The 15,566-nt window shown below is 63.8% G+C and carries 15 protein-coding genes; 1 reads left to right on the top strand and 14 read right to left on the bottom strand.

Translation table 11 applies throughout. The features are described 5' to 3' along the window. Position 1: 1 nt before the first annotated feature. The 8 genes from FJ423_RS22315 to FJ423_RS22280 form a co-directional block, all read right to left on the bottom strand. Positions 2–406, bottom strand: coding sequence for a Fur family transcriptional regulator (locus tag FJ423_RS22315; RefSeq protein ID WP_042640862.1), 405 nt, complete (start codon positions 404–406; stop codon positions 2–4). A gap of 148 nt (positions 407–554) precedes the next feature. Then, a complete protein-coding gene (gene mgrA / locus FJ423_RS22310) occupies positions 555–1,601 on the bottom strand; it encodes an L-glyceraldehyde 3-phosphate reductase (RefSeq protein WP_140845211.1) in 1,047 nt (348 codons plus the stop codon). Between the two features lie 112 nt (positions 1,602–1,713). Beyond that, complete coding sequence (locus FJ423_RS22305; RefSeq protein WP_095769230.1) at positions 1,714–2,856, bottom strand: Gfo/Idh/MocA family oxidoreductase; 1,143 nt, start codon at positions 2,854–2,856, stop codon at positions 1,714–1,716. A gap of 5 nt (positions 2,857–2,861) precedes the next feature. After that, on the bottom strand, positions 2,862–3,614 hold the full coding sequence (locus FJ423_RS22300; protein WP_140845209.1) for a sugar phosphate isomerase/epimerase: 753 nt from the start codon (positions 3,612–3,614) through the stop codon (positions 2,862–2,864). A 24-nt stretch (positions 3,615–3,638) separates the two neighbouring features. Further along, entirely contained in the window at positions 3,639–4,739 is a 1,101-nt protein-coding gene (gene ugpC, locus FJ423_RS22295; RefSeq protein ID WP_140845275.1) for a sn-glycerol-3-phosphate ABC transporter ATP-binding protein UgpC, read from the bottom strand. Positions 4,740–4,741: 2 nt separating this feature from the next. Next, positions 4,742–5,674: a carbohydrate ABC transporter permease gene (locus FJ423_RS22290; protein WP_140845207.1), complete on the bottom strand. Its 933-nt coding sequence runs from the start codon at positions 5,672–5,674 to the stop codon at positions 4,742–4,744. Then, the gene (locus tag FJ423_RS22285) at positions 5,667–6,560 is read right to left on the bottom strand and encodes a sugar ABC transporter permease (protein ID WP_140845205.1); all 894 of its coding nucleotides are present in this window, start codon (positions 6,558–6,560) and stop codon (positions 5,667–5,669) included. The genes FJ423_RS22290 and FJ423_RS22285 overlap by 8 nt, the downstream gene beginning before the upstream one ends. Positions 6,561–6,645: 85 nt before the next feature. After that, on the bottom strand, positions 6,646–7,884 hold the full coding sequence (locus FJ423_RS22280) for an ABC transporter substrate-binding protein (protein ID WP_140674079.1): 1,239 nt from the start codon (positions 7,882–7,884) through the stop codon (positions 6,646–6,648). 383 nt (positions 7,885–8,267) lie between these two features. Between FJ423_RS22280 and FJ423_RS22275 the strand changes: the two genes are divergently transcribed. Then, entirely contained in the window at positions 8,268–9,314 is a 1,047-nt protein-coding gene (locus tag FJ423_RS22275; protein WP_095769304.1) for a LacI family transcriptional regulator, read from the top strand. A gap of 137 nt (positions 9,315–9,451) precedes the next feature. Here the strand turns inward: FJ423_RS22275 and gndA are convergent, their stop codons facing one another. The 6 genes from gndA to FJ423_RS22245 all read right to left on the bottom strand — a co-directional run bounded on the left by gndA (position 9,452) and on the right by FJ423_RS22245 (position 15,565). After that, the gene (gene gndA / locus FJ423_RS22270; protein ID WP_281408998.1) at positions 9,452–10,936 is read right to left on the bottom strand and encodes an NADP-dependent phosphogluconate dehydrogenase; all 1,485 of its coding nucleotides are present in this window, start codon (positions 10,934–10,936) and stop codon (positions 9,452–9,454) included. Positions 10,937–11,120: 184 nt separating this feature from the next. Next, positions 11,121–12,758: a copper resistance CopC/CopD family protein gene (locus FJ423_RS22265; protein WP_246680227.1), complete on the bottom strand. Its 1,638-nt coding sequence runs from the start codon at positions 12,756–12,758 to the stop codon at positions 11,121–11,123. Positions 12,759–12,811: 53 nt separating this feature from the next. Then, positions 12,812–13,330, bottom strand: a complete 519-nt coding sequence (locus FJ423_RS22260; protein WP_140845201.1) for a YcnI family protein — start codon at positions 13,328–13,330, stop codon at positions 12,812–12,814. 30 nt (positions 13,331–13,360) lie between these two features. Then, on the bottom strand, positions 13,361–13,918 hold the full coding sequence (locus FJ423_RS22255) for a copper chaperone PCu(A)C (protein ID WP_140845199.1): 558 nt from the start codon (positions 13,916–13,918) through the stop codon (positions 13,361–13,363). A gap of 88 nt (positions 13,919–14,006) precedes the next feature. Beyond that, positions 14,007–14,354 (bottom strand): DUF2946 family protein, encoded by a 348-nt coding sequence (locus FJ423_RS22250; protein ID WP_140845197.1) that lies wholly within the window; start codon positions 14,352–14,354, stop codon positions 14,007–14,009. Positions 14,355–14,662: 308 nt separating this feature from the next. Then, the gene (locus FJ423_RS22245) at positions 14,663–15,565 is read right to left on the bottom strand and encodes a GntR family transcriptional regulator (RefSeq protein ID WP_095769222.1); all 903 of its coding nucleotides are present in this window, start codon (positions 15,563–15,565) and stop codon (positions 14,663–14,665) included. Position 15,566 lies beyond the last annotated feature (1 nt).

Below are 15,566 nucleotides of genomic sequence, written 5' to 3'. Positions count from 1 at the left end.
CTTACGCAGCCTCAGCCCTGCACTTGGCGCACACACCGCGAAACTCGATCACCGCCTTCTTGGCGGCAAATCCCGTCGAGCGCACCCATTCGTCCAGCCGGTGGCCGACATCGTGGTCGGACATCTCGGTCACCTGGCCGCAATTGTCGCAAATGGCGAAGGCCGTCATCGAATGGCTGTGGTCGTGCGGCTCGGCGCAGGCAACGAAGGAGTTTAGGCTTTCGAGCCGGTGCACGAAGCCGGACTTCACCAGCGTGTCGAGCGCCCGGTAGACCTGCAGCGGCGCGCGGAAACCGCGCTCGCGCAGCTGGTCGAGCAAAGTATAGGCGCTGAGCGGTCCGCTGGATGCCTCGAGCTTCTCGAGCACGCAGAGCTGGTTCTTGGTCAGCGCATCTCTTGCCGTCATCTTGTTCGCCCAATCGACGCTCGCGGCAGATCTCGCGAACGACTTCAATTCCCCTGAGATAACGACGAACGAGCGATTTTGCCACTGTTTCCGCAGCAGCGCATCCCTTCTGGTGCGCGCCCCGACGAGATGGTTCGTCAGCTGATCGCTACTTGCGCGGCGGTCCCTTGCGTTCGGCCGAAGCCGCCCAGAGGTTGATGTCGGACTCGCGGGCGTGGCTGTCGATCTCGGCGAGCTCGGCGTCGGAGAACTCGAGCGCCTTGAGCGCGCCGACGCAATCCTCCACCTGTTCCGGCCGGCTGGCCCCGATCAGCGCCGTGGTCACGCGGCCTTTGCGCAGCACCCAGGCCAGCGCCATCTGCGCCAAGGTCTGGCCGCGGCGGCCGGCAATGGCGTTGAGCGCCTTGATGTTGGCGATCGACTTGTCGTTGATGAAGGCCGGTCGCAACGACTTGCCCTGGGATGCGCGGCTGCCCTCGGGGATGCCGCCGAGATATTTGTCGGTCAGCATGCCCTGCGCCAGCGGCGAGAACACGATCGAGCCGATGCCGAGCCCCTCCAGCGTGTCGAGCAGCCCATCCTCCTCGACCCAGCGATTGAGCATCGAATAGCTCGGCTGGTGGATGAGGCAAGGAGTGCCGAGCTGGCGCAGAATGTCGGCCGCCTCGCGTGTGCGCTGCGAATTGTAGGACGAGATGCCAGCATAGAGCGCCTTGCCCGAGCGCACCGCGTGGTCGAGCGCGCCCATCGTTTCTTCGAGCGGCGTCTCGGGGTCGAAACGGTGCGAATAGAAGATATCGACATAGTCGAGCCCCATTCGCTTGAGGCTCTGGTCGAGGCTGGCGAGCATGTATTTGCGGCTGCCCCATTCGCCATACGGACCGGCCCACATCTCGTAGCCAGCCTTGGTCGAGATGATCATCTCGTCGCGGTAGGCGGCGAAATCGGTGCGCAGGATCTCGCCGAACGCGGTTTCGGCCGAGCCGGGCGGCGGGCCGTAATTGTTGGCGAGGTCGAAATGCGTGATGCCGAGGTCGAAGGCCTTGCGCACGATCGCCTGCTTGGTCCTGTGCGGCGTGTCGTTGCCGAAATTGTGCCACAGCCCGAGCGAGATCGCCGGCAGCTTCAGGCCGGACCGACCGCAGCGATTATAGATCATCTTCTCGTAGCGATTTTCGGCGGCGACATAGGGCATAGGGAATCCTTGGGATCGAAACGGCGCGGCGACCATCGCCAACCTGATTTGAATCGATGCTTGCCCCTAACCCTTACCCTCTCCCCGCCTGAACGGGGAGAGGGGTTGCCACCTACTTTTTCTTCGCCAGCAACGCCTTCGCGTCCTTGACGCCGAGCGCGGCCGGCCGCTCGCAGGTCGTCTGCATGGCGACATATTTGCCGCTTTCGCCCGAGCGCAGGATGCCTGTCATGACATCGACGGCGTGCAGCGCCAGCTCCATTGAGCAGCGGTGCGGCCGCCCTTCGCCAATCGCGATTGCCATGTCGGCAAGGCCGGCGGTGCGATAATTAGCCATCATGCCCTGGCCGTGCATCTCGTTCGGCACGCCGAACGGATGGTTCCACTTGGGCAGCCTCTTCACCGGCTTGGCCGAGTCGGTGAAGCGTACATCGCCGCCGAAGAAATTCGGATCCGGCACGAAGACGGTGCCCAATTCTCCGTAGAGCTCCATCGGCGCGTGGCCATGGCTCCACACGTCCCAGCTGGTGTTGAGCGTGATCACCGCGCCATTCGCGAATTCGAGCAGCGCATGGATGGTGGTCGGCGTGTTCACCGGGATCTTCTCGCCCGCCCGCGGTTTGGAGCTGATGGTGCGCTCCTTGGCCGGCGTCGTTGCGAAGGCGGCCACCTGCTTCACCGGCCCGATCAGCTGGATCAGGTTGGTGACATAGTATGGCCCGATGTCGAGCACCGGGCCGGCGCCCGGCTGGAAGAAGAAATCCGGGTTGGGGTGCCAGTGCTCCATGCCGTGGCCCATCACATGGCAGGTGCCGCTGGTGATGGCGCCCAGCTTGCCGCTGTCGATGAGATCGCGGACCAGTTGGTGCGCGCCGCCGAGGAAGGTGTCCGGCGCCGAACCGATGCGCAGGCCCTTCTTCTCGGCCCGTTTCTTGAGATCGAGCCCTTCCTCGATCGACAAGACGAACGGCTTTTCCGAATAAACATGCTTGCCGGCGTCGAGCACCGCTTTGGAGATCTCGTAGTGCACGGCCGGAACCGTCAGGTTGACGATGATGTCGATCTCGTCGTCCTTGAGCAGGTCGTTGACCGTCTCGGCGCGGAGCTTGAACTCCTTCGCCCGCGCTTTCGCGGCCTCCATGTTAATATCCGCGCAGGCGCGCATCTTGATGCCGCGGAACAGCGGCGCCAGCGAGAAATACGCCTTCGAGATGTTGCCGCAGCCGATGACGCCGATGCCAAGTTTCTCTGCCATTTCGATTACTCCTGCCAGCTCTTGGCTGCTGCGATTGAGCGGCGGGCATAGCGCTCGATGTCGTTGGGGTTGTCCTGCTCCATGACGAAATACTGCGCCGCGCTCTTGGCGCGCAACGTCTTGAACAGGCCCGCCCAGTCGATCGTGCCGTGACCGACATCGGACCAGCCGTCCTCGTCCAGCCCCTCGCCCGGCTTCGCCATGTCCTTGACGTGGACGGCGACGATGCGCTTGCCATGCTTCTCGATCCAGGGCAGCGGATCGGCGCCGCCGCGCACCACCCAGGCGACGTCCATTTCCCAGCCGATGTCGGGTGCTGCGGAAAGGATGTGATCCTGCGGCAGCGAGCCGTCCGTAAGCGCCTTGAACTCGAAATCGTGGTTGTGCCAGGCAAAGCCGTAGCCGGCCTTTTTTGCCACCTCGCCGACCCTGGCGAGGCGCTCGCCGAAGCCTCGCCAGCCGGCGGCATCGGACGGGCGCTGATCGGGCATCAGATAGGGGCAGATCAGCAGCCTGATGCCGAGCGCGTCGGCGATCTTGCGCACGCCGTCGAAATCGTTCTCCAGCGCCTCGATCGAGAAATGCCCGGTCGGCATCGCAAGCCCGTTCTTGTCGAGCTCGGCGCGAAACGCCTTCGGGTCGTCATAGACGCCGCCAAAGCCTTCGACCTGGCTGTAGCCGAGCTCGCCGAGCATTTTCACCACGTCGTTCCATGGTTGAAAATTGCGAGCGCTGTAGAGTTGGAATGACCAGTTCATGTCCTGTCCGTTCTGCTTGGGAGGTTAAAGGCGGTTGCCGGTCTGGGCGTCGAAGAGCGAAGCGCGCATCGGATCGAAGCCGACGGTCACCGCCTCATCATTCCCGGGCGTGCGCTCCGAGGTAACCCGGACGCTGAATTTCTGTTGGGCGAGCTGCAGCCAGACCAGTGTGTCGGAGCCCATCGGTTCCACCACTTCGACTTTGCTGGCCGCCGAGAACGGCCAGCCGGCGCCGCTGTTCAGACTCACATGTTCGGGCCTGATGCCGAACACGGCTGGTCCGGGTTCCGGCTGCCGGTCGAAACCATAGGTACTGAGTGGAATCTTCAGGCCATCGGCAAGAAAATGCCAGCCGCCATCCGCGTTTTCCAAATGGCCGTCGATAAAGTTCATCGCCGGCGAGCCGAGGAAGCCGGCAACGAAGCGATTGACCGGACGGTTGTAGATGGTCTGCGGCGCGTCGAGCTGCTGGATGACGCCGCCCTTCATCACCGCGATGCGGTCGGCAAGCGTCATTGCCTCGATCTGGTCGTGGGTGACGTAAATCATGGTATTTTCGAGCTTGCGGTGCAGCAGCTTGATCTCGACGCGCAGTTCCGCCCGCAGCTTGGCATCGAGGTTGGAGAGCGGCTCGTCGAACAGGAAGACGTCGACGTCGCGCACCAGTGCCCGCCCGATCGCCACGCGCTGGCGCTGGCCGCCGGAGAGCGCCGAGGGCTTGCGCTGCAACAGCGGCTCGATCTGCAGGATCTCGGCGGCGCGTGCGATGCGCTTGGCGATCTCGTCCTTGGCCAGGCCGGCAACGCGCAGACCGAAGGACAGGTTCTTCTCCACCGTCATCTGCGGATAGAGCGCGTAGGACTGGAACACCATGCCGATGCCGCGGTCCTTAGGCTCCTCCCAGGTGACGTTCTTGCCCTTGATGAAGATGCGGCCTTCCGAAATGTCGAGCAGGCCGGCGATGCAGTTGAGCAAGGTGGATTTGCCGCAGCCGGACGGTCCCAGAAGCACGATGAACTCGCCCTCGGCGACGTCGAGATTGAGCGTTTTCAGCACCGACATCACACCGAAATTGAGCGACAGGTCCTGGATCGAAACGCTGGGATTGGCGATTGCCGCTGCCATCATCATCCTTTCACTGCGCCGGCCGCGATGCCGCGCACGAAGAGCTTGCCGGAAATGAAATAGACGATGAGCGGAACGAGTCCGGTGAGGATCGTCGCGGCCATGTTGACGTTGTATTCCTTCACGCCCTGCACCGAATTGACGATGTTGTTGAGCTGCACCGTCATCGGGTAGGTGTCGGGGCGCGTGTAGACGACGCCGAACAGGAAGTCGTTCCAGATGCCGGTGACCTGCAGGATGATGGCGACGACGAAGATCGGCAGCGACATCGGCAGCATGATGCGCAGATAGATACCCCAGAAGCCGGCGCCGTCGACGCGCGCCGCGCGGAACAGTTCCTCCGGCATCGACGTGAAATAGTTGCGGAACAAGAGCGTCAGGATCGGCATGCCGAAGATCGAATGCACGATCACAAGGCCGGTCAGCGTGCCGTATATGCCGACCTCGCGCAGGATGATGACGATCGGGTAGATCATCACCTGGTAGGGAATGAAGGCGCCGACGATCAGGATGATGAAGAAGGTGTCGGCGCCCTTGAAGCGCCAGTTGGCCAAGGCATAGCCGTTCACCGAGGCGATCGCGATCGACAGCAGCACCGACGGCACGGTGATGCGCACCGAATTCCAGAAACCGCGCGAGAGCCCGTCGCAGTTGAGGCCGGTGCAGGCGGTCGCCCAGGCTTTCACCCAGGGTTCGAAGGTGATTTCCACCGGCGGCGAGAAGATGTTGCCGAGGCGGATTTCCGGCATGCCCTTCAGCGACGTGACGATCATCACGTAGAGCGGCAAAAGGTAATAGAGCGCCACGACGATCAGCGTGCCGTAGAGGAAGATGTTGCGGCGCGAGAGCGCATGCCGCGGCTTCGCGCCGGCGGGCCCGGCGTCGTCGCGCGGAAGGACGCCCGCATCGGACGGGGAGGCAGTGACATCAACCACGCCGGCGGCCTCCGAACTCGAGATAGGCCCATGGCACGATGACGATCATCACCGAGAGCAGCATCATGGTCGAGGCGGCGAAACCCTGGCCGAGATTCTGGGCGAAGAACATGTAGTCGTAGACGTATTTTGCCGGCACTTCGGAGGCGATGCCCGGCCCGCCGCTGGTCTGCGCCACGACGAGATCATAGACCTTGACGATGCCGGCAGCGATTATGACCAGCGTGGTGATGAAGACCGGCCGCATCATCGGGATGACGATGAACAGGTAGGTCTTCCACATCGGGATGCCGTCCACTCGCGCCGCCTTCCATATGTCTTCGTCGATGCCGCGCAGGCCGGCAAGCATCAGGCACATGATCAGCCCCGTGCCCTGCCAGAGCGCGGCGATGGAAATGCCGTAGATGACGATGCTGGAATTATAGAGCGGGTCGAAGCTGAAGCCCGTCCAGCCGAGGTCGCGCACGACGCGCTGGATGCCGAAATCCGGGTTGAGCAGCCATTGCCAGACCAGCCCGGTGACGATGAAGGAGAGCGCGAAGGGATAGAGGAAGATGGTGCGGAACGTATCCTCGAAGCGGATCTTCTGGTCGAGGAGCGCCGCCAGGACGAAGCCGATCACCAGCGAGAACACCAGCGAGATCACGCCATAGATCAGGAGGTTCTCGATCGAGATCAGCCAGCGCGGCGTCGCCCACAACCGATAATACTGGTCGAGGCCGACGAAGTTGAGCCGTGGCAGCAGCTTCGAATTGGTGAAGGAGTAGAGAACCGTCCACGCCGTGCCACCGACGAACACCACAAGCGCGGTGAGCACCATCGGAATCGATGCGATCTTCGCATTGAGGTTACGGAAAAGCTGGTTGGGACGTTCGCTATTGCTCATCTCGACAGCCGGGCTGGGGCAATGAGGACATGATGCTCCCGACCCCCGTTAGGCAGGGACCGGGAGCTGGCGGGGCGCCGGTAGATCAATCGGCCGAAGCGATGATGGCGGCGAAGCGCTTCTGCGCTTCTTCGACTGTCATGTCCGGCTTGGCGAAGAACTCGGAGAACAGGTCCTCCTTCTGCTTCTGGCTGTCCTGCGAAAGCAGTTGGTCCGTCCACGGCATGACGGCGCCCTTGGCGAGGATGGCGAGGCCCTTCTTCATGCAGTCGTTCGCCGCGTTGAGGTCGACGTCGCCCCGCACCGGCAGCGAGCCCTTCTTGAGGTTGAAGGCGACCTGGGTCTTCGGATCGAGCAAGGTCTCGGCGAGCACCGCCTGCGCCTTCGTCTTTGCCTCATCCTTGAGCAGCGGGAAGTAGAAGGCGTCGCCGCCGGTGGCGATGACTTCGTTCAGGCCGAGGCCGGGCAGGCAGGTATAGTCCTTGCCGGCCGTCTTGCCGGCAACCTGGAACTCGCCCTGCGCCCAGTCGCCCATAATCTGGCCGGCGGCCTTGCCGGTGATGACCAGATTGGTGGCCTGGTTCCAGTCCTGCACATTGGTGTTCTTGGCCATCTTGCGGGCGTCGTCCGCCGCCTTGAACACCTTGGCGATCTCCGGGCCTGCCGCGAAGGTGGCGTCCTTGTCCTTGTAGACCTTGAGGAACGTGTCGGTGCCCCCGGTCGCGGCCATCAGCACGTCGAAGGCGCCCGAGGCTTGCCAGGCCTGTCCGCCGACCGCGAGCGGAATGATGCCCGCCTTTTCCAGCGCCGGCGCATCCGCCACGAATTCATTCCAGTCCTTCGGCACAGGCAGGCCGGCCTTCTGGAAGGCCTCGTTGGACAGCCACAGCCACTGCCAGGAATGGATATTGACCGGCACGCAATAGATCTTGCCGTCGATGGTGCAACTGTCGAGCAGGCTCTTCGGCCGCACGATCTCCGTCCACTTGTCCTTGGTGGCGATATCGGTGAGGTCGCGCATCAGCCCGGCCTGCACCAGTTCCTCCGCCTGGCGGCCGTGGTTGAACTGGGTGGCGCCCATTGGATCGCCGCCGGTGATGCGGCTGATCATGATCGGCCGCGCCGTGCCGCCGGAGCCTGCAATGGCGCCGTCGACCCAGTGGTTGCCCGTCGCGTCGAAAGCCTTGGCAAGCTCGGCCACCGCTGCCGCCTCGCCGCCGGAAGTCCACCAATGGGTGACTTCCAGGTCGGTCGCGGCCGCCGGACCGGCGAAATTGAGCGCAACTGTCGCGGCAAAGGCAGCAGTCAGGAATTTGTATCGCATTTCGGCTCCTCCCAGAATCTGAAACGTTACAGATTTTCGATACGGCAAATGATCCGCCTAGGCAACCCCTCGCCTTGAGGCCGGCCAAGATTTTTTCGCGACGCGAACAAAATCTTTCTCCCGAGGCGGCAATGTCGGTGTCAGATCAGTCGATTGGTGCCAAAAGCAGGCCCAGACCGATATTTCTTTGTGATTCCAGCGACTTTCGGCTCCTCTCCGCATCCGCGATGCAACGGCGCGACCTTGCCGGTTGATCACGAAGATTGGCAATCTGTAACGTTTCAGTATATTGAGCCGAGCCGCAAACTGAAGGTCGCGCAAATGTCACCGCCGCACGATTGCCGGTCGGCCCCGCGACTGCTATGCGCCTGACGGGCGGGACGATGGATAGACGGATAACGAAGAAGGGCGACGACGACACGTCGGGCAAGGAACGGCCGACGTTGAAGACGCTTGCCTTCATGACCGGGCTGGGCGTCACGACGGTCTCGCGCGCGCTGAAGGATGCGCCCGAGATCGGCGCCGAGACAAGGCGCCGCGTCCAGCTCGTCGCCAAGCAGATCGGCTATCGCCCGAACCGCGCCGGCGTACGCTTGAGAACCGGCAAGACCAACGTGATATCGCTTGTGCTGAACACCGAGCACGAGCTCATGAGCTTCGTCTCGGACATCATCTACGGCGTCACCGAGGTGATCGCCGACACGCCCTACCATCTGATCGTCACGCCCTATTCGCGCTCGCAGGATCCGCTGGACCCGGTGCGCTATCTGGTCGAGACGGGCTCGGCCGACGGCGTCATCATCTCGCGCACCCAGCCCAACGATCCACGGGCGCGCTATATGCTGGAGCGCGGCATTCCCTTCGCCACGCATGGTCGCACCGACATGGGGCTGGTGCATCCCTATCACGACTTCGACAATTATGCCTTTGCCGGCGAAGCCGTCCGCTACCTCGCCGGCAGGGGCCGCAACCGGCTTGCCCTGGTGACGCCTCCGGTCGGCCTCACCTATCACGGCCATACGGTCGCCGGCTTTGCCGATGCGCTGAGCGAGGTGGGAGCCAGCGAGGTGCCGTTCAACACCGTCTCCATCGATCAGTCGATCGAGCAGATCAGAATGCGGACCGCGCAATTGATGCGGCGCAAGGACCGTCCGGACGGCTTCGTCAGCAGCGCCGCCGCCGCCACGCTCGCCATCGTGGCCGGCATAGAGGACGCCGGGCTGAAGCTCGGCCGCGACGTCGACGTGGTGTCGAAACAATCGTCGGAATTGCTGCATCTGTTCCGGCGAGAGCTGCTCGTCGTCAACGAGAATTTCCGGCTCGCCGGCTCCGAGCTCGCCCGCGCCGTGCTCGGCTGGATCGGCGGCGCCGATCCAGGCACGCTGCAATCGCTCAGCACGCCGAGCGAGGTTTTGCCCTATCGCGGCTGACTGGCGCGACTTGAGGGGCAGGTCAGGCCGAGTCGAAAATGGTGGCTTCCGAGAACCGGAGCGGAGCGTACTTAAAGTACGTGAGCACCGGAAGCGCAGGAAGCCGGCATTTGCAGGCCGGCCTCACCTGGCCCTAGCTAGGCGGCCCCACTCCCCCATGGGCCATGAAACGCCCCCTCTTCCCCGATGCGCTCGAAGCCGTGCGCGCCGAAGAAGTCGCGCTGCGCCTGGATCAGGTTTGAGGTGCCGCGTCCCTGGCGGTAGCTGTCGAAATAGGCGAGCGCCGACGACAGCGCCGGCACCGGCGAGCCGGCTTCGGAAGCGCGCGCCACGACGCGCCTCAGCGACGGATGCGCCTCCTTCATCATGGCGATGAAGGCCGGCGCCATCAGCAGATTGGTGGAAGCGCTGCCCGAACCGAAGGCGTCGGCCATCGTGTCCAACATCTGTGAGCGGATGATGCAGCCGGCGCGCCAGATCTTGGCGATGGTCGGCATGGGCAGGTTCCAGTTGAATTCCTTGGAGGCGCCGCTCATCACCGCGAAGCCTTGCGCGTAAGCGGCGATCTTGCCGGCGAACAATGCCAGTTCCAGGTCCTTGAGCAGCGCGCCCCTGTCGCCGGAAATCTTCTCGACGCCGATATTGCCGTAGGCCTTTTCCGCCGCCTGCCGCTCATCCTTGATCGAGGACAGCACGCGCGCCGCGACCGCCGCCTCGATCGCCGTCGCCGGAATCCCGAGCTGCTGCGCTTCGATGACTGACCATTTGCCGGTGCCCTTCTGCCCCGCGCGATCGAGGATGATGTCGACCACCGGCTTGCTGGTCTTGGGATCGTCGGCGGCGAGAACTTTTGCGGTGATCTCGATCAGGTAGGAATTGAGCCGGCCTTTGTTCCATTCTTCGAAGACCTTGCCGATCTCCTTGGGCGCCATGCCGAGACCGTCGCGCAGGATGCCGTAGATCTCGGCGATCATCTGCATGTCGGCATATTCGATGCCGTTGTGGATGGTCTTGACGAAATGGCCGGCGCCGTCATGTCCGAGCCAGGCGGCGCAGGGCTCGTCCTTGAACTTGGCCGAGATCGCCGTCAGCACTTTCTCGACGCGCTTCCAGGACTCTTCGGTGCCACCGACCATGATCGAAGGGCCGTGCCGCGCGCCCTCCTCGCCGCCCGACACGCCCATGCCGATGAAGGTCAGGCCCGAGCCGGACAGCTCCGAGAAGCGGCGCATCGTGTCGCGGAAATTGGCGTTGCCGGCATCGATGACGATGTCGTTGGCCGACAGCACGCCGCGCAGCGCCGCGATCTGCTCGTCGACCGGCTTGCCGGCCAGCACCATGATGATGATCGGCCGCGGAGGCCGGATCGCAGCGGCGAGCTCCTCCAGGCTGTAGCAGGGAACGACCATGTCCTTCAGCGAACCGGCACTCTCGACAAAGGCGTCGGTGCGCGATGGCGTGCGGTTGAAGACGGCGATGCGGTGTCCGTGCTCGGCGATGTTGAGCGCCAGGTTGGAACCCATCGTGCCAAGGCCGATCAGGCCGATTTCGGCTTTTTCCATCGTTTCTTCCCTGCGTTCGGATGCTTGTGTGGGTTGCGTCCTGGAGAACGCCTTTCCCAGATGAATGACGGGCCTTGGCGGCTGCGTCAACCGTCTCGCCGAATTGTGTCGAGATCGGTGAGACCGAGGGTGAAGGGCGAATGGTGAATGGTGAATAGTGAAATGGACAGGCGAACGTCGTCGCGACGCGGAAACGAAAATCGCCTGCTATTCACTATTCATCATTTACCATTCACTCTCAATTTCACTCTGCGCGGATATCGATCGGCGCCTCGATCTTCACCACCTCGAAGTCCGAAACGAGAATATCGAGCCGGGCGTCCCAGCGGCCCGGCAGCGGGATGACGAGATTGTCGATACGCCAGGTGCCATCGCCGGATTTTCTCGCCGGCCGCTTAATCGGCTCGATCCCGGAATCCGGCTTCGACAGCACCAGCGTCACCGCCTTGGCGTCGAGCGGCCCGAATTCGCCGGTCATGATCATCATCGAAGCGGCAACCTCGCCGGCATGGCCCGGCGTGATGCCGAGATCGGCCATCGCCTTCAGCGTGTGGATGTGGATCGAAACCGGTTGCGCGGCGGCGATCGCCAACGCGCGTGGCGGCGGGGTGAAGCGCCAGCCGGCGGCGACGCTGAAGATGGCGAGCACGATGACCACCTCGATGCCGATCGAGCGCACCATCCGCCGCTGCACCTCGGTGTCGCCGGCCACAGCCGGGGCGGTCAACGTCCAGCGGTTGATGGAGGCCAACGTGAACAGGAAGAGCAGCAGCGTGAGCTTGAGCAGCAGCAGCCGGCCATAAGCGGTATGGATCAGCGCCGCCGGCTGCTGCACCTGGACGATCGCCAGCACGATGCCGCTGGCGGCAAGGACAGCCACGACCGGCAGGATCGCGCGCGAGAAGCGCCTCAGAAAGACCTTCGCTTTCGCCGGCTGCTGCCGCAGCGCGAGGCCGAGCGGCGCCAGCGCGCCCGCCCAGAAGGCGATCGCGGTGCCGTGCAGGAATACCAGCGGCCGCGTCAGCCATTGCGGTTCGGCGGCGCTGGCGTGACCGCTCGCGGCAAGGGCCGCGCCAACACCGAGCAGTGCTACGGACGCCGCCAGCTTGCGCAAGCCCGACGGTCCGGCAAGAGAAAGCAAAGCCAAGCCGAGCGCGATCAGGCCGAGCAGCACCGTCCAGACGAAGCTCGTCTCGAGCGCGGTCTTCCAGACAGCCGGTGTCGCAAACCGGGCGAGCGGCGCGCTGAGCGCATCCAGCCCCTGCAGGCCGAGCGAAAGCGGCGCTCCGACGAGACCGATAAGAAGCGCCGCGATGACGAAGCGTCGGCCGCGGCGCCGGTCCTCGGCCAGCCAGGCAAGTGCGAACGCGCCGCCGATGCCGAGAAAAAGTCCGGTATAGAGAAACAGCTTGCCGAGCCAGATCGCTGTCCGCAGCGTCCAGTCGACGGCCTCGCCCGCCACTGGTGCCGCGCTTGGCGCTCCTATGGAAAACAGCGCCGAGCCGCCGACCGGATGGCCGTCGACCGAAACGACCCGCCAACTCAGCACATGCGTGCCGGATTTGAGCGCTTCGGGATTGTCGATCTCGACGGTCTGGTCCTTGAGGCGGAAGGATGTCAGCGCAAGCTGTGAGCCGTCCGGCCGCACAAGCGTCAGCACCAGCGGCGAGACGGGCTCGCTGAAGGTCAGCGAGAACTTGCCGGGACTTTGCGTCAGCACGGCGCCGTCAGCCGGGTCGGTCGCGACGAGCGCCGCATGCGCCAAGGCTCGGCCGGGCATCGCCAGCACCGCCATCGTCATGAGCGCTGCGAACAGCCAGGCAAGCAGGCCGATATGCCGGCCGGCCATGCGGTTCGCGGGGAAAGACTGTGCTGCGTTCATGCCGTCTTGATGGGAATGTGGTGGCGCATCCCGAGGGAGCGCGCCAACAGAGATCATTTCTTCGGCAGCAATTTGATGCCGGGCGCAGGCGTTTCAAAGGCGTCCTCGTCCTGGCCGGCCGCCGGGATCTCGATCCAGCGCTCGGCGGCGTCGCCGCATTCCTGCACCACTGGGAAATAGAGCATCTGGCCGGCCGGCAGATCGGCCGCCAGCGAGGCGCGGAAGACGAACTCGTCATAGAATTCGTCCGGCAGATTGCCGCCGCTCCAGTCGATTTCCTTCACGCCGGTGGTCAAGGTCTCGCCATAGAGCTGGTAGGATTTCTCGTATTTGCCCTTCTTGACCTGCAGCGTCCAGCCGGGCTTGGGCATCGGCTTCACCGCGATGACGCCTTCGGGTATCTGCACGCGCACCGCGGTCGTTGCCTTGCCCTCGCAGCCATGCGGCACGCGCAAGACGGCCTTGTAGGTCGAGCCGACGGCCGCTTCCTGCGTTTCGAGCGTGATGTGGGCGAGCGCGGCATTGGTCCCGAGCGCGCAAAGCGCGCCCGCCGCCAAAACATACTTTTTCATGAATTGTGCCTCTGATTTCGAATTGGCGGATTACTCGGCGTGATCCATGTCGCCCATGTCGCCACTGCCCGTCTCGCCGATACCTTCGACGGCGAACTCGACGGTGACGCTGCCCGCCTTCTCGAAGGTCAGCGTCGCGGAGAATTTCTCGCCCTGCTTCGGCTGCCGCTTCAAGCCGGTGAACATCAGGTGATAGGCGCCCGGCTTCAGCGCGACCTTGCCGCCGGCCGGGATGTCCAGCCCGCCCTCGACCGGCCGCATGGTCATGACGCCGTCCTTGACGCCCATCTCATGCAGTTCGGCCTTTTCGGAGATGTCGGAGGAGATCGACAGCAGCCGGTCCGGCGCGCTGCCCTTGTTGATCACGGTGAAATAGCCGCCGCCCACCTTGGCACCCGGCGGCGTCGCCCGCGACCAGGGATGCTCGATCTCGAGATCGCCGACCTTGAACTCATGCGCCAAGGCGGCGGGAATGCAGGCCAAGAGAAGAAAAAGGCTGAGCACGGCAAGGCCAACGCGCAGTTGGAGGTGAAACGGCGGCGCGCCGCGAAGGGCGAAGGCTTGCGCCTTGGGAAGAAGATTGGACATGGTTGCTCCATGAGTACGGGATCGCGCCGGAATGCGGCCGCGAACAGTCTGATCTTTGGATGAATAGGCCTGCGGAAGGTTCCGCGGATCAGACCATCGCCGGCGGCGCGCGCGGATTGGCCGGAGAGCGGTCGCGGGCGAAATCCTGGTGCCGGAAGGCCGGAAGCTGGAAGGCGACGGCCTCGAAAAGCTGGGTCCTGGCCAGGGCGACGGCCTCTGGCGGCGGCATATGCGCCGCCGAAACCATGTTGCAGCCGAGCGAGCAGCAGGCCGGCAGATGTTGTTGGTGGGGATCGCCGCCGGGGAGTTTTACAGCCCCTTCATGCGTGCAGATGACGTTGCCGAAGGCGTCGACCTGCGAAGGCGCGCCGAAGGCGAAAGCGCCGAGAGAGGACTGAAGCAATAGAAGCAGCGCCGCGACGAACGCGGCCGGCATGCTCCATCGTCTCAGCCGGATATCCAACGCAAAGCCTCTCCCGGAAACGCGTCGACGCTAGCACGGGGAATGCGCGCGGGAAATCGGCAAAACCGCGCTGCGGCAACGCGGCGCGACGCGCTTGTTTTTATGCATGTCGTTGTCCCAAAACCGCTGCACGCTTCTGGACGACATGCGTGATTCAGGTCAGGCCGAGCCGAGAATGGTGGCTTCCGAGAACCGGAGCGGAGCGTACTTAAGGTACGTGAGCACCGGAAGCGCAGGAAGCCGCCCTTCGCAGGCCGGCATCACCTGAATCTCGACAGACCCTAGGCGGGCTGCATCTGCCGCCCTTCGGGAATTGAGGTCAGCAGCGTCTGGCGCGCCGACTTCAGGTGCTTGCGACAGGCGGCGTCCACCTTGCCGGGATCGCGCGATTTCAGCGCCGCGATATAGGCGAGATGCTCCTGGATAGCGACCTCGTTGCGCTGGCGCTCCTCAGCCTTGTTCCACTGATAGTGGTAGTGGAAGATCATCGCGATGACATCGTAGAAGTCGACGATGAAGCGATTGTGCGAGGCGCGGTGGATCAGCCGGTGGAAGCGCTCGTCGAGCTCGGAGAATTCGTTGAAGCGCGTGGCGATCTCGCTGGCGAGCTGGCGATGCTCGAGCTCCAGCCGGTCAAGATCGGCCCATACCGCGCTATCTTCCGGCAGCGCGGCGAAAGCCGCCGCCGAACGCAGCTCGAAAATCTCGCGGATCTCGGTCAGCTCCAGCGCGAAGGCGCGCGTGAAACCCTTCAGCACCCAATGGCTGTTGCGCCGCTTCTCGATCAGCCCGAAGCGCGAGAAGCGGATCAGGAATTCGCGCACGCTGGTGGTGCCGACGCCGATCTCGCGCGCCAGCTCCAGCTCGTTGATCTGCATGCCGGCTTCGGCGCCTCCCGCAAGCAGACGCCGCATGAAAGAGCGCTCGATGATCTCGGCCAGCGAGTCGGTCTCCTCCTCGGGGAAGAAGTCCTCGGACCGCGGCGCCCTGAGCACGGTCTTATTACGCTTGTTCCAGTCGATAAGCCCGGTTTCTTCCATGCGCGCAAGGATGCTGCGCACCGTGGTGCGGCTGACGCCGAGCAGCGTGCCGAGCTCAGGCTCCGACGGCAGGCTCTTGGTCTCGTCGAGCAACCTGAGGCAGCGGTTGAAGGCGTCCTTGTAGACATTGTTGCTTTTCGACATG

Origin of the sequence: Mesorhizobium sp. B2-8-9 (assembly GCF_006439475.1) — a bacterium.
Taxonomy (GTDB): domain Bacteria; phylum Pseudomonadota; class Alphaproteobacteria; order Rhizobiales; family Rhizobiaceae; genus Mesorhizobium.
Note: the sequence above shows the minus strand (reverse complement) of the source record. Positions and strands in the feature narration are given on the sequence as shown.